At 71.4% G+C, this 13843-nt stretch carries 12 protein-coding genes; 8 read left to right on the forward strand and 4 right to left on the reverse strand.

Annotation, left to right across the window (positions count from 1 at the left end; genetic code table 11):
* Positions 1–127: 127 nt before the first annotated feature.
* Genes F1721_RS02995 through F1721_RS03005 form a run of 3 tightly spaced genes read right to left on the reverse strand, consistent with a single transcriptional unit; the run spans position 128 to position 3047 of the window.
* Positions 128–1096, reverse strand: coding sequence for an alpha/beta hydrolase fold domain-containing protein (locus F1721_RS02995; protein ID WP_211840291.1), 969 nt, complete (start codon positions 1094–1096; stop codon positions 128–130).
* Positions 1093–2043 (reverse strand): alpha/beta hydrolase, encoded by a 951-nt coding sequence (locus tag F1721_RS03000; RefSeq protein WP_150064918.1) that lies wholly within the window; start codon positions 2041–2043, stop codon positions 1093–1095. Before F1721_RS03000 ends, F1721_RS02995 begins: the two co-directional genes overlap by 4 nt.
* A gap of 11 nt (positions 2044–2054) precedes the next feature.
* Entirely contained in the window at positions 2055–3047 is a 993-nt protein-coding gene (locus F1721_RS03005) for an aldo/keto reductase (protein WP_387513140.1), read from the reverse strand.
* 64 nt (positions 3048–3111) lie between these two features.
* Between F1721_RS03005 and F1721_RS03010 the strand changes: the two genes are divergently transcribed.
* From F1721_RS03010 to F1721_RS03045, 8 genes are all read left to right on the forward strand, one after another.
* Positions 3112–4482, forward strand: a complete 1371-nt coding sequence (locus F1721_RS03010; RefSeq protein ID WP_246154085.1) for an amidohydrolase — start codon at positions 3112–3114, stop codon at positions 4480–4482.
* Positions 4483–4595: 113 nt separating this feature from the next.
* Positions 4596–5576 (forward strand): methyltransferase, encoded by a 981-nt coding sequence (locus tag F1721_RS03015; protein ID WP_150064919.1) that lies wholly within the window; start codon positions 4596–4598, stop codon positions 5574–5576.
* Between the two features lie 218 nt (positions 5577–5794).
* Positions 5795–7303 (forward strand): ABC transporter substrate-binding protein, encoded by a 1509-nt coding sequence (locus F1721_RS03020; RefSeq protein WP_150064920.1) that lies wholly within the window; start codon positions 5795–5797, stop codon positions 7301–7303.
* An 18-nt stretch (positions 7304–7321) separates the two neighbouring features.
* Positions 7322–8263 (forward strand): ABC transporter permease, encoded by a 942-nt coding sequence (locus F1721_RS03025; RefSeq protein WP_150064921.1) that lies wholly within the window; start codon positions 7322–7324, stop codon positions 8261–8263.
* A complete protein-coding gene (locus F1721_RS03030; protein ID WP_150064922.1) occupies positions 8260–10002 on the forward strand; it encodes a dipeptide/oligopeptide/nickel ABC transporter permease/ATP-binding protein in 1743 nt (580 codons plus the stop codon). Before F1721_RS03025 ends, F1721_RS03030 begins: the two co-directional genes overlap by 4 nt.
* A 140-nt stretch (positions 10003–10142) precedes the next feature.
* Positions 10143–10943: an ATP-binding cassette domain-containing protein gene (locus tag F1721_RS03035; protein WP_246154088.1), complete on the forward strand. Its 801-nt coding sequence runs from the start codon at positions 10143–10145 to the stop codon at positions 10941–10943.
* Positions 10944–10948: 5 nt separating this feature from the next.
* The gene (locus tag F1721_RS03040; protein ID WP_150064924.1) at positions 10949–11542 is read left to right on the forward strand and encodes a TetR/AcrR family transcriptional regulator; all 594 of its coding nucleotides are present in this window, start codon (positions 10949–10951) and stop codon (positions 11540–11542) included.
* A 478-nt stretch (positions 11543–12020) separates the two neighbouring features.
* Complete coding sequence (locus F1721_RS03045; RefSeq protein WP_150064925.1) at positions 12021–12746, forward strand: alpha/beta fold hydrolase; 726 nt, start codon at positions 12021–12023, stop codon at positions 12744–12746.
* Here F1721_RS03045 and F1721_RS03050 read toward each other — a convergent pair whose 3' ends face one another.
* On the reverse strand, positions 12747–13712 hold the full coding sequence (locus F1721_RS03050; RefSeq protein ID WP_387513145.1) for an aldo/keto reductase: 966 nt from the start codon (positions 13710–13712) through the stop codon (positions 12747–12749).
* Positions 13713–13843 lie beyond the last annotated feature (131 nt).

The raw sequence follows: 13843 nt of genomic DNA on the forward strand, positions 1-13843 counted from the left end.
TCCGCTGCTGCGCCAAGCGAAACGGTGGGGCGATCGGGCGAACCGGTGCGCCCGAACGACAGGTACGATGATCGATGTCGGCCGCGTGCTTCCCGCATTCCCCCTCGGGAAAGCACGCGGCCGGCCTTCAGCTCGTGCCGAGCACCCGGCGCAGCCAGGAGTCCCGCGCCGCCGCGGCGGCCCGGGACACCGCCGCGGCCGGGGAGAACCCGGCGAAGCCGTGGTACCCGCCCGACCACACGTGCAGCTCGGCCCGTCCACCGGTCGCCCAGATCCGGGTCGCGTAGTCGACGGCCTCGTCGCGGAAGACCTCCGCGGCACCGACCGAGACGAACGCCGGTGGCAGCCCGGACAGGTCCTCGGCGCGCGCCGGTGCCTCGTACGGCGTGACCTCGTCGGTGCCGCGCCGCGGTCCGAGCAGCGCGTTCCACGCCGTGTCGTTGTTGTTGCGGTCCCAGGCGCCGAGCCCGTCGTACTGCCTGCTGGACACCGTCTCGTTGCGGTCGTCGAGCATCGGGCAGTCCAGCAGCTGCCCGACGAGCGCGGGCCCGCCGCGGTCGCGCGCCAGCAGCGCCACGGCCGCGCTCAGCCCGCCGCCCGCGCTCGACCCGCCGACCAGGACGCGCGCCGGGTCCACGCCGAGTTCCTCGGCGTGCTCGGCGAACCAGAGCAGGCCCGCGTAGCAGTCCTCGGCCGCGGCGGGCGCGGGGTGCTCGGGGGCGAGGCGGTATTCGACGGTAGCTGCCACGGCGCCGAACCTCAGCACGTCCTCGACCAGCCCGGCAGCGCCGAAGGCGCGGTTGCCGAGCACCATTCCGCCGCCATGGATGCTGTAGATGCCCGGAGCGCCGCTGGCCCCTCCGCTCGGGCGCAAAACGGTCAGGGGCACGTCCGGTGCGCCCGGCGGTCCTGGGGCCGTGACGTGCTCGACTTCCACCGGCCGGTCGCCGACCACCGCTTCGATCGGCGGGACGAGGGTGTCGAAGTGCTCGCGGTTGGCCAGGATCGTGTCCGCGCGCAGCGGGATCGGCTCGACGAGGTCGAGGAAAGCGGCCAGGCCGGGTTCCAGCTCGGGGTCGTAGGGAACCGGGGTCACAGCGCCAGCACCCGCCGCAGCCAGGACAGCCGCGCGGCCAGCGCGGCCCGGGTGATCTCGGCCGCCGGGGCGAGGATGTCGAAGCCGTGGCAGCCGCCGCTCCACACGTGCAGCTCGGCGCTGCCGCCGGTGCCCCAGATCCGCCGGGCGTAGTCGACGTCCTCGTCGCGGAACCCCTCGGCGCTGCCGACCTCGACGAACGCGTGCGGCAAGTTCGACAGGTCGGCGGCCCGGCTGGGCGCGGCGGCGGGGGAGACCTCGGTGGCACCGCCGAGCAGCGCCGACCACCCCGCGAGGTTGGCCTCCCGGGGCCAGGGGCCGAGCCCCCGGTACTGGTGGCTGGACACCGTGGTGTTCGTGTCGTCGATCATCGGGCACAACAGCAGCTGACCGGCCAGCGCCGGACCGCCGCGGTCGCGCGCCAGCAGCGCCACTCCCGCCGACAGGCCGCCGCCCGCGCTACCGCCCATCACCACGATCCGCGCCGGGGCGATGCCGAGCTCCGCCGCGTGCGCCGCGGTCCACACCAGGCCCGCGTAGCAGTCCTCCACCGGCGCCGGGTGCGGGTGCTCGGGTGCCAAGCGGTACTCGACGTTGACGGCGACGACGCCGAGTTCCAGCACCAGGTCCACGAGGCGCTGGTTGTCCATGTCCCGGGTGCCGACCATCATGCCGCCGCCGTGGATGTTGTACAGCGCGGGAACCGGGTGTTCCCGGCCGCGCGGGCTCAGCACGGTGAGCGCGATGTCCGGGGCGCCGTCCGGACCCGGGGCGGTGTGCTCGGCGACGTCGACCGGGCGGTCACCGATGACCTCCGCAACCGGAGGGAACGCCGAAGCCATGGCGCGCCGCAGGTCCGGGAGTGCCTCGGCGGTGTAGTCGGATCGGGTCGGTGTTTCCCAGGCGATGTCCACCTCGGGGTCGAAAGGCACTGGGGTGTGGGGCATTTCGCCTCCTGTCAGGGTCCTTCCGGGTCGACGGCGTCGCGGTCGGCCCAGAACGGTTCGACCAGCGCGCGCAGCTCCTCGGCGCCGATGCGCGCCAGCAGGTCGAAGGCGCCGATGTTCTGCTCGACCTGCGCCAGTCGGCTCGCGCCGACCAGCGTCGAGACGTTGGCCGGGTGGGTGAGGGTGAACGCGACGCACAGCTGCGCCGGTGTGGTGTCCAGCTTGTGCGCGAGGTCGGCGAGCACCGGGACGGATGCGACGATCGCCTCCCGCACCCCGCCCGGGTCGCGCCCGATGGCGCGCTCGGGGGTGGTGTTGCCCGCGAGGATCCCGCCTTCCAGCACGTCGGAGGCCTCCAGCTGGAACCCGGTGCGGAACAGCTCGGCGAACGGCGCACCGTCCGGAATGGACCGGCGCGCGATGCTGTACTTCAGCTGGGCGAGCTGCGGTCCGGGCACCTGGTCGCGGTCGGCGATGGCGCGCAGGGCGGTGATGTTCTTCGCGGACCAGTTGTTCACGCCCCAGGCGCGGATCAGTCCGGCCTCGGCGAGTTCGGCGAGGTCGCCGACCAGGTCCTCCAGCGGCACGTCGTGGCGGCGAAGGTCGCCGAGGACCACCAGGTCGGTGTGGTCGAGCCCGGTGCGCAGCAGCGTGTTCTCCAGCTGCGGGCGGAAACCGCGCGGGCCGAAGCCCTCGATCCACAGCTTCGCCGAGACCAGGAACTCGTCCCTCGGGATGCCGATGGCCCGCATGATCGCGCCCCACAGCACGTCGGTGAACACCGGGGGAGCGCCCGGCAGGCCGTAGACGCCGACGTCGAAGAGGGTGACGCCGCGGTCGAGGGCGAAGCGGACCATCGCCACCGCGTCGGCGAAGTCCACCCGGTCGTAGGTGTGCCAGGAACCCAGCGAGAGCGCCGAGGCCTCGAGGTCGGTGGTCCCGATGCGGTGGCGCGGAACGGTGGTGTGCACGGTCGCCAGCTCCTTCGGATCGAGCGGGTGCAACGGCGCGAACCTGGGTTAGTCTACAGGTGTTGACTCAAATGTCGAGTCCACGGCGGAGAAAGGGGTGCCCGTGCGTGCACCGGAGGGCAGCACCCGGGGAGCGGCCGACCTCGTCCTGCGCGGCGGGGTCGTCCGCACCATCACCGATCAGCACCCGGACGCGACCGCGATCGCCTTGCGGGGCGGGCGGATCGTGCACGTCGGCGACGATCGCGAGGTCCTGGCGCACGCCGGTCCCGGAACCGGGATCATCGACCTGTCCGGACGGGCGGTCCTGCCCGGGATCAACGACGCGCACCTGCACGCGACCTGGCTCGGCGCGCTCTGGCCGCGAACCCTGTTCGACGGGGATTCCGCGCGCCCGTGGAATCCGTTGCGCACCAACGAACAACGCCGTGCGGCGATCCTGCGCGCCGGTGAACTGCTCAGCTCCCTCGGCATCACCAGCTACACTGAACCAGGGCTCGGACCGGGGGAGGACGACGGGCCGACCGGTGCGTTCGGCAGTTCCGTCGTGGGGCTCTACCGCGAGCTGGCAGCGGAAGGGCGGCTGAACGCCCGCGTCACCGTGCTCTCGCTGTACGGCGAGCTCGACGGGCGGAGCTCGCTGCCCGATGTGCTGGCGGGGCTCGCGGCGCACCGGTCCAGCGCGGATCCCCGCTGGTTGCGGTTCGCGGGCGTCAAGATCTTCGCCGACGGGATCCCGCCGATGCGCTCTGCCTACACGAACTGCTGCTACGCCGACGGAACTGCGGCCAGCCTGCTCGTGGACGGCGACGACGACGCAGACCGCGAAGGCAACCTGGCCCGCATGGTCGCCGCCGCGCACCGGGCTGGCCTGCAGGTGGGCGTGCACGCCACCGGTGACCGGTCGATCGACGTCGTTCTCGACGCGGTCGAACGGGCGCAAGCCGAGCGCGCTGCGGACCTCGGCCACTACGTCATCCACGGCGACATGGCGAACTCCGCGCAGCTGCAGCGCATGGCAGCTCTCGGCGTCGGCCTCGACGTGCAGCCGGGAATCGCTCTGCGCACGCGAGATCAGGTCGACGCCGTGCTGGGGCCCGGTTCGGCGGCAGCTTTCTGGCGGCTGGGAGAGGCGTTGGAGCGGGGCGTGCGGATGTGCGTGACCTCGGACGCGCCGGTGCTCTCGCCCGACTGGCGGTGTCAGATCGCGGCCGCCGACGAATGGCTGGGTCCGGCGAGCGACTTGCGGCAGCGCATGGCGCAGCTCCTGCGCTGCTGCACGGCCGAACCGGCTAGCCAGGACGGGGCTGCCGCCTGGAAGGGGGTGCTCGCTCCCGGGATGGCCGCGGATCTGTGCGTGCTGGCAGCCGATCCGCTCGCGGTCGCACCCGGCGAGCTGCCGGAGGTCGACGTCGACCTGACCGTGGTCGACGGGCGGATCGTCCACGACCGCACCGGGATCGGCTGACATTCGTCCACTGTGGTCTCCCGGATCGATGGGGTTCCGCACCCCGAATTGTGCGTATACGGTCGTAGAAAATAAACGTTCCTGATCAAAGAACCCGTTGTTCTGGAGGAAACATGTCCGCACCGCCGACACCGGACCGCATCGTCGACATCGCGATCGGGTACATGGGTGCCAAGCAGCTCTTCGCCGCCGCGCGCACCGGGATCTTCCGCGAACTCGCCGCCGGTGAGCACACCATCGACAAGCTTGCCGACGCCACCGGGCTGAGCGAGCGGACCGCGCGGATCCTGGCCGACAGCATGAACGCGCTGGGCCTGCTCGACCGCCGGGACGGCACCTACCGGCTCGCCCCCGACGCGGCCGAATACCTGTCGGGGTCGGGGGAGGTGGATCTGCACCCGTTCCTCCGCTTCCTCAACGAGATCAGCTTCGAGCAGTGGTCGCAGTTCGACGCCACCGCGGACTCCGCCGAGCCCGGTGAGCTGCGGATGGACGAGCAGCGGTGGGCGACGTTCCTGGCCGGGGTCATGCGCTACAACGCCCTGCACGCGGCGATGCTGACCAGGAGCTTCGACTTCGCGCCGTACCGCGACATGCTCGACTTCGGCGGGCTCTCACCGGCCTTCGCGATCGGTGCCATGCGGGCGAATCCCGAGCTGTCGGTGCGCTTCGCCTTCGCGCCGGAGTCGACCGAGGTTATCGCCGAGGCGCTGGAATCCGCGGGGCTGACCGGACGTGCCCGCATCGACCCGGTGCCGACCGAGGCCGCGGATCCGGGCGGTGCGCACGACATCGTCATGCTCAACCACGTGATCCACCGGTTCGCCCCGGAGCAGAACCGGGCGATCCTCGGGCGCGCGCGGGCGGCGGCCGAGGACGGCGCGACGTTGCTGCTGCTGGACTTCCTGCTGGACGACGACGAGCGCCAACGCGGCATCGACGCCCTGCACGCGGCGGAGTACCTGGTCATCGACGGCACGGTGGTGTACCCGGCGGCCGAGGTGCACCGGTGGTTGCGGGAAACCGGTTGGCAGCAGCGGGAAGTCCTCGCGCTGCCGGGCAGTCCGCGCGTGATCGTCGCCGACGCGATCTGATCCGGACTGGCGGGAAGTGGCCTCGTGCAGGCGGATCCGGGCGAGGCCATTGCTTTTTTAGCCGACATACGTAGACTCAACGGCCACGACGCGGTGCGGCGGCGAGCAACGGGCCCCTTCCCCCGCGTCCCGCCCGCCCGGGAATCCCCTGCCGGTGGCGAGGATCCTCCCGTCTCGAACGGTTCATCAGCGCCCCCCGTCGCCGGAGGCAGAGATCCATGAACAGGCTATGGAAAACCGCACTCGCCGCAGTCCTCGCGCTGACCGCGGCGGCGTGCACCAGCATCGCCGGGAATTCCGGCGCAGCGACCGACCAGCTCAAGATGGGCACGTTCCAGGACGTGACCTCGTGGGACCCGGCCAACGCCGACATCGGCTTCGACGGCCCCTACCTGTCGGCGGTCTACGACCCGCTCGTCGCGCTGGACGAGCACTCCCGGCCGATCCCGGCGCTGGCCACCTCCTGGACCTTCTCCCCGGACTCCCGGACGCTGACCATGCAGCTGCGCGACGGGGTCACCTTCGCCGACGGGCAGCCCTTCGACGCGGCGGCCGCGGTGAAGAACCTCGAGCACCTGCGGTCCGGGGCGCGCTCCGGGCAGGCGTACCTCAACGTCGACCACGTCTCCGAGGTGGACCAGCGCACCATCGCCCTGCACCTGCGCGAGAAGGACGACACGCTGCTGTACTTCATGGGGCTCGGGCGCAGCTGGATCGCGTCCCCGGCCGCGATCGACCGCGGCGACCTCGCCACCAACCCGGTCGGCTCCGGCCCGTACGAGTACCGGGCCGCCGAGTCGACGGTCGGCGCGCAGTACGTGTTCGCGAAGAAGCCGCAGCACTGGGACAGCGCCACCTACCCGTTCACCGGGATCCAGATGTTCCCGATCACCGACCAGACCGCGAGCCTGAACGCGATGCTGTCCGGGCAGCTCAACGTCGCCTTCGCCAACCCCGCGGAGATCCCGCAGGCCCAGCAGAACGGCTGGAACGTCGCCTCGAAGGTCGCCTCGTGGGTCGGCATCCAGTTCGTGGACCGCACCGGCAAGCGCCTCGCGCCGCTCGGCGACGTGCGGGTGCGCCGCGCGATCAACCACGCCTTCGACGGCGCGGCGATCCTCAAGGCCGTCGGCCAGGGCGGCGGGGCGGTGACCAGCCAGGTGTTCCCGGTCGGCGACCCGGCCCACGACCCCGCGCTCGACGACCGCTACGCGCACGACCTGGCCGAGGCCAAGCGGTTGCTGGCCGAAGCCGGTTACCCGCAGGGGTTCCCGGTGCGGATGCCGATGTCGCCGATCTTCCAGGCCTGGCAGCCCGCGGTGCAGCAGACCCTCGGCCAGCTCGGCATCACCGTCACCTGGGACCAGATGTCGCAGGCCGACTACCAGAAGAACGCCGCCACCTACCCGATGTTCGTGGCCGTCATCGCGATGGACTCCAACCCGATGGCCTCGGTCGCGGGCCGGTTCACCACCGAGCAGTGGTACAACCCGGAGCCGTCGGTGGAGGCGTTCCCCGAGGTCGCCGCCTTGGTCGAGCAGGTCGAAGCGGCGTCCGGCGACGAGCAGATCGCGCTGGTGCGCCGACTCAACGCCCTGCTCGTCGACCTGGCCTGGCAGGACGTCTGGTACCAGGCGGACAACACCTACTTCAGCGTTCCGGGCATCCGGGTCACCCCGATCACCGGGATGATGTTCCCCACCCTCCGCTTCGTCCAGCGCGGCTGATCCCGGCAGGGGTGCGACATGTTCGAGTTCACCATCCGCCGGTTGCTGTCCGGGCTGGTCCTGCTGCTGGTGGTCACCTGCGGGTCGTTCTTCCTGGCCCACCTCGCGGTCGGCGACCCGACGCCCGGCCTGCTCGGCAACAACGCCACGCCCGCGCAGCAGGCCGCGCTGCGCCAGCAGCTCGGGCTCGACCGGCCGCTGCCGGTGCAGTTCTGGGACTGGTTCTCGCACGCGCTCCGCGGTGACTTCGGCACCTCGTGGCGCAGCTTCCAGCCGGTCTCCGAGCAGATCGCGCTGCGGGTTCCGGTGACGCTGTCGGTGGTCCTCGCGGCCACGTTCCTGGCCGCCGCGCTGGGGCTGGTGATCGGCGTGGTGGCCGGGCAGCGGCCGGGCGGCCTGCTGGACCGGTGCCTGAAGCTGGCCTCGGTGGTCCTGTTCGCGCTGCCCGGGTTCTGGGTGAGCCTGGTGCTGGTGCTCTGGTTCGCCGTGCAGCTGCGCTGGTTCCCCGCCGTCGGGTACGTGTCCCCGGACGAGTCGGTGCTGGGGTGGCTGCGCTCGATCACGCTGCCCGCGGTGTCGCTGTCGCTGACCGCGATCGTGCTGGTCGCCGAGCAGCTGCGCAACGGCCTGCTGGAGGTCGGCGGCCAGGACTTCGTCCGCACCCTGCGGGCTCGCGGCCTGCCCGAGCGGCGGGTGGCGCTGCACGTGCTGCGCAACGCCTCGCCTGCGGCGCTGACCGTGCTGGCGCTGATGTTCGTGGGACTGCTCGGTGGGGCGGTGGTCGTCGAGGTGGTGTTCAACCTGCCGGGCATCGGCAGCCTCACCCAGTCCGCCTCGCAGATCGGCGACATCCCGACGCTGCTCGGGCTGACCGCCGTCACGGTGGTGTTCGTGGTCGTCGTCAACTTCCTGCTCGACCTCGTACTCGGGTGGGTCAACCCGAAGGTGCGTGAGAAGTGACCGCAACCGCGCATGCCGACCGCGGCCTCTGGCGGCGCTACCTGCGCCGCCCCGTGGGAGTCCTCGCCCTGGCGGTGCTCCTGCTGGTGGTGCTGGCCGGGCTGCTCGCACCCCTGCTCGCGCCGCACGACCCCAACCACGTGGACTTCACGCTGGCCCAGGCCCCGCCGGGACCTGGCCACCTGATGGGCGGTGACTCGACGGGGCGCGACATCTTCAGCCGCCTGCTCTTCGGTGCCCGCACCACGGTCTACGGCGCTGCCGTGGCATGCCTGACCGGGATCGCGCTGGGCGTGCCGAGCGGTGTCGCGGCGGGTTACCTCGGCGGCCGGGTGGACCGGATCAGCTCGTGGCTCAGCGACGCGGTGCAGTCCGTGCCGGGCATGGTGGTGCTGCTCATCGTCGCTGCGGGCACCGGATCGAACTTCACCGTGCTGATGGTGACGATCGGCGTGTTCATGGCACCCGGCTACTACCGCATCTCCCGCTCCCGAGCGCTGGCGGTGCGCAAGGAGCCCTACATCGACGCGGCCCGCGTGGCGGGCCTGACGGACGTCCAGGTCCTGCGCAGCCACGTGCTGCGCGCGGTCCGCGCCCCGATCATCATCCAGACCGCGCTCACCGCGGGCATCGCCATGGGGATGCAGACCGGCCTGCAGTTCCTCGGGGTGGGTGCGGCGTCGACCCCCAGCTGGGGGCAGATGATGAACGACGGCTTCCGCACCATGCTGAACCACCCGCTGATCCTGCTCTGGCCCTCGGCCGCGCTGGGCCTGACCATCGCGGCGCTGGCGTTCGCGGGCTCGACGCTGGCGGACCTGGTGAGCGTGCGGACCGACGAGCCGCAGCGCGCCCGGCGCGATCCGGCCGAGCCCGGCAGCCGGAGCACCGGCGAACTGGTGCACGCCCCGGAGGACGCCGCGCTGCGGATCGAGAACCTCCGCGTCTCCTACCGCGACGGCAGGCAGGTGGTGCGCGGCGTCTCGCTGGACGTCGCGCCCGGCGAGGTCCTCGGCATCGTCGGCGAGTCCGGATCGGGCAAGTCGCAGACCGTGTTCTCCGCCCTGGACCTGCTGCCCGCCGCCGCGCACAGCGTCGCCGACGCCATCTGGATCGGCGGGCGTGAGGTCAGCGGCCTGCCGCGCGCCAAGCGGCACGCGCTGCTGGGCGCCGAGATCGGCTACGTGCCGCAGGAACCGATGAGCAACCTGGACCCCTGCTACACCATCGGATACCAGCTGGTCGAGCCGCTGCGCGCGGTGCACGGCCTGAGCAGGGCACAAGCCCGCGAGCGAGCCCGCGAAATCCTGCAACGCGTGGGCCTCGCCGACCCCGAGCGGCTGCTGGCCAGCTACCCGCACCAGATCTCCGGCGGCATGGCGCAGCGAGTCCTCATCGCCGGAGCCGTCGCAGGCCACCCAGGCCTGCTGATCGCCGACGAACCGACCACCGCCCTCGACGTCACAGTCCAAGCCGAAGTCCTGGAACTCCTCCGAGAACTGCAAGCCGAACGAGGCATGGCCCTGGTGATCGTCACGCACAACTTCGGAGTGGTCGCCGACATCTGCAACCGGGTCGCGGTGATGAAGAACGGCGAGATCATCGAAACCGGCCCGGTGGACCGCATCTTCGCCAACCCGGCGGACCCCTACACAACCGAACTCATCCAAGCGTCCCAGGAAACCACCGAAACCCGCACAGAACTGGACGAAGCACAAGACCGGAAGGCTCACGCATGAACAGCCCCGACCCCGGCGAAACCGCACCTCAGGGGACCGTGACGCAACCCGGCCACAAGAAACCGCACAACGCGAGTTCAGTCGAAAACGCAACCACCACTGAAAATCGCGGAGAGGCCGTCTGGGTGGAGGACTTGGTGGTGGACTACCGCCGTGGCCGCAGCACCTTCCGCGCGCTGCACGGGGTGTCGCTGAGCATCGGGCCGGGGGAGTGCGTCGGGCTGGTCGGGGAGAGCGGCTCGGGCAAGTCCACGCTGGGCAAGGCGATCCTCGGGCTGTGCCCGGTGACGTCCGGCTCGATCCGCATCGGCGGGCGCGACACCACGCGCGCCCGGGGTGCGGCCCGGCGTCGGCTGGCCGCGGACGTGCAGGTGGTCTTCCAGGACCCGTACGGCTCGCTGGACCCGGCGATGACGGTCGGGCAGGCGGTGGCCGAGCCGCTGCGCGCGGCCGGGGCCGACCGGGAGGCCACCCGCGCGGCGGTGGCCGAGATGCTCGACCGGGTGCGGCTGCCCGCCGACGCGGCGACCCGCTACCCCGGCGAGTTCTCCGGCGGGCAGCGGCAGCGCATCGCCATCGCCCGGGCGCTGGTGCGCAGGCCGCGGCTGATCATCTGCGACGAACCGGTCAGCGCGCTGGACCTGACCACCCAGGCGGTGGTGGTGGACCTGCTCGTCGACATCCAGCGCGAGACCGGGGTGGCCTACCTGTTCATCTCGCACGACCTGGGTGTGGTGCGCCGCATCTGCCACCGGGTTTCGGTGATGTACGGTGGGCGAATCGTCGAGTCGGGGGCGAACGGGACGATCACGCGCAGTCCGGCGCACCCGTACACGCAGCGCCTGCTGCTCGCGTCCCCGGTCGCCGATCCGGACCGGCAGGCCGAGCGCAGGCGGGCGTGGCTCCGGCTGCGCAACCGGGACGAGTCGAGCACAACGTAGAGGCCATGCCGAAGATCATCGATCACGACCAGCGACGTCGGGAGATCGTCGAGGTCGCCAAGCAGCTCATCATCGAGGGCGGCTTCGAGGCCGCGACCATGCGCAGCATCGTCGCGGCGGCGGGCTACGCCAACGGTGCCCTGAAGCGCTACTTCCCGAGCAAGGACAGCATCATCGCGGCGACCTTCCAGAGCGTCCTGGCCGAGATGAACGAGCGCATCGGCGAGCAGGGCCCGGCCCCGGAGGACCCGCTGGAGGCCCTGCGCCACTACGTGGAAGCGGCCTTGCCGCTGGACCAGTACCGGATCGACTCGGCCCGCGTCCTCCTGGCCCTCTGGGAGCACTCGGTCGCCAACGAAGACCTGGCGGAGCTCTACCGCCAGCACCTCCGCACCTGGCGAGCCCAGCTGGCGGAGCGCATCGCCGCGGCCAGGGGGAGGGGCGAGAGCCCCGACGCCCCCGAGGTGATGGCCCTGGCGGGCGAAGTCATCGGGGTGTCCATAGGGGCGAACGTGACCTGCCTGATGTACCCGGACGGCACGCTGATCCCGGAACACCGAGCCTACGTGAACCGCTTCCTGAGCCACGTGACCGACTGACCCACCTGCCGTCACGAGAGGACAGCGCGGGGGTGGGGCATGGAGGAGGCGGCTGGACCCCAGGTCGGACAGTGGCGGGGCTTGTGCTTCGGCGGTAGGAACGTCGCCCGGACGTGCCGAAGGATGCGGTGGGTTGGTGAGCCGGGCTCGTCCTTAGGAGCCTCGGTGTCCTGTGGAGGCGGATCCACCTAGTGGTCGTCGTCCTCGCCCCTGTACTACGACCTGGGGCGTAGCGGCGAGGGCCGCAATTTCGATTGAAATTGGCGCACCTCACCACCGCAGGCTCCGTCAACAACCGCAACGCAGCCAATTTCAATCGAAATTGCGTCACCCAACGCAACCACCCACCGCTTTGAACCCGAAAGCAACCCCAAACCCAACCGCACCCCTCCCCACCAACCCGCCCGGGTATCACCACTGATCCTCCGGCCCCGCACGGTGGCTCCCTTCGAAGACCACGTTAGTCTACATTCGTAGAATGAAACCTCTGGCCATCACGCACACCACCCCAACCCGCCCCACCGGTCCGGCGGTCGTCCTCCTGCACAGCTTCGCCTCCACCGGAGCCCGTGACTGGCCCGCCGGCCGATGGGCCCAGCCCCTCGCCGCAGCTGGACGAGAAGTCCTGGTCGTCGACCTCCCGGGCCACGGAACCAGCCCCCGCATCGACTCCGCCGCCGACGCCACCACCGCCCGCGTCCTGCAGGCCCTCGCCGCGGCGACCGAGGGCATCAGCACCGATTCCACCGACGTGATCGGATACTCCCTCGGCGCCCGGCTGGCCTGGGATCTCGTTGCGGCAACCCGGATCCCGGTCCGCCGCCTGGTGCTCGGCGGGCTGAGCCCGGTCGAACCGTTCGCCGCGGTGGACGTGGCCGCCGCGCGCTCCGCCGCGCGCAACGGCCACCGACTCGATGATCCCCTCACCGCGATGGTGCTGGACATGGCGACGGGCCCCGGCTGCGCAACCGACTCCCTGCTGTCCCTGGTGGAAGGCCTGGCCAGCGAACCGTTCGACCCGGCGGCCTCCGCCCCGCAGGTGCCGACCCTGCTGGTCGGGGGAGCGGACGACCCCATGTCGCAGGGCATCGACCAGCTCGCCGGACACCTGCCGCAGGGCCGAGTGGTCCGCGTTCCGGGGGATCACCTCGGAGCCCTGGCCAGCGACGAATTCCGCGCCGCAGCGCTGGAATTCCTCGGCTGATCACCAGGTGCCGTCCGGGCTGACCTCCCGGTCGAGCCAGAGGTGCTCCAGCGCCGCGCGGATCTGCGCCCCGTGCTCCCGCCAGAGGCGCAAGGCGGCCAGGTTGTCCGCCAGCTGTTCCGCGCGGCTCACCCCGAACAGCACGTTGGCCGTCGCCGGGTGCTCCAGGCAGAACGCGATCGCGACCTGCGCCGCGGTCGCGCCGAACTCGGCCGCCACCGCCGCGACGTCGTCGGCCGCTGCGCGGATCCGCTCGCGGATGTTGCCGGGATCGGCGCCGATCTTGCGCTGCGGGTGCTTGCGCCCGGCGAGGATGCCGCCCTCGAAGACGTCCGACGCCTGCAGGGCGAGCGCGCCGCTGTCGAAGTACCGCCCGTACGGACCGCCCTCGGCCATCGAACGGCGCACGATGCTGTACTTCAGCTGCGCGAAGCACGGCGGCGCCAGCCCTTCGCGCGCGGCGAAGTCCACTGCGGACTCCAGGTCCGCGGCGATCCAGTTGTTCACGCCCCAGCTGCCGATCCGGCCCGCGCGGATCTGCTCGTTGACGTCCAGCACGATCTGCCGCACGTCCGGCCGTTCCAGGTAGTCGCCGACGACTGCGGTGTCCAGGTGCGCCACGCCGACCCGCTCCAGGGAAGTGGTCAGCTGCTCCGCGAAGCCGGTGCGCGGGTACTCCCACAGCCAGAGCTTGCCGCACAGCTGGTAGCGCTCCCGATCGATCCCCGCCGCGCGGACCGCCTCGCCGAAGATGATGTCGGTGCGCGCCTGCTCGGCGTGCGGGCCCATGTTGTAGTGCGCGACGTCGAACAGCGTGACGCCCTGCTCGACCGCGGTCGAGATCAGCGCGACCGCGTCGGCGAAGTCCATCCGGTCCCAGGTGTTCCAGGAGCCGAGGCCGAACACCGAGGTCCGCACCCCGCCGGGGCCCAGCTGCCGGATCGCGGCGGTTCTCCGTTCCTCCACGATTCTCCTTAAGTTGGTAGTTGATCTGCCGATGGGTAGATCACCCGGGCGGGCCGGGTGAGGCTGTAGTTTCTTGCCGGCCTTGGTGGTGCGGCTCGAAGGGAGTGGCCGCCCGGCCCGCCTGGACGTTC

The sequence above is a fragment of the Saccharopolyspora hirsuta genome (assembly GCF_008630535.1).
Lineage (GTDB): Bacteria > Actinomycetota > Actinomycetes > Mycobacteriales > Pseudonocardiaceae > Saccharopolyspora > Saccharopolyspora hirsuta.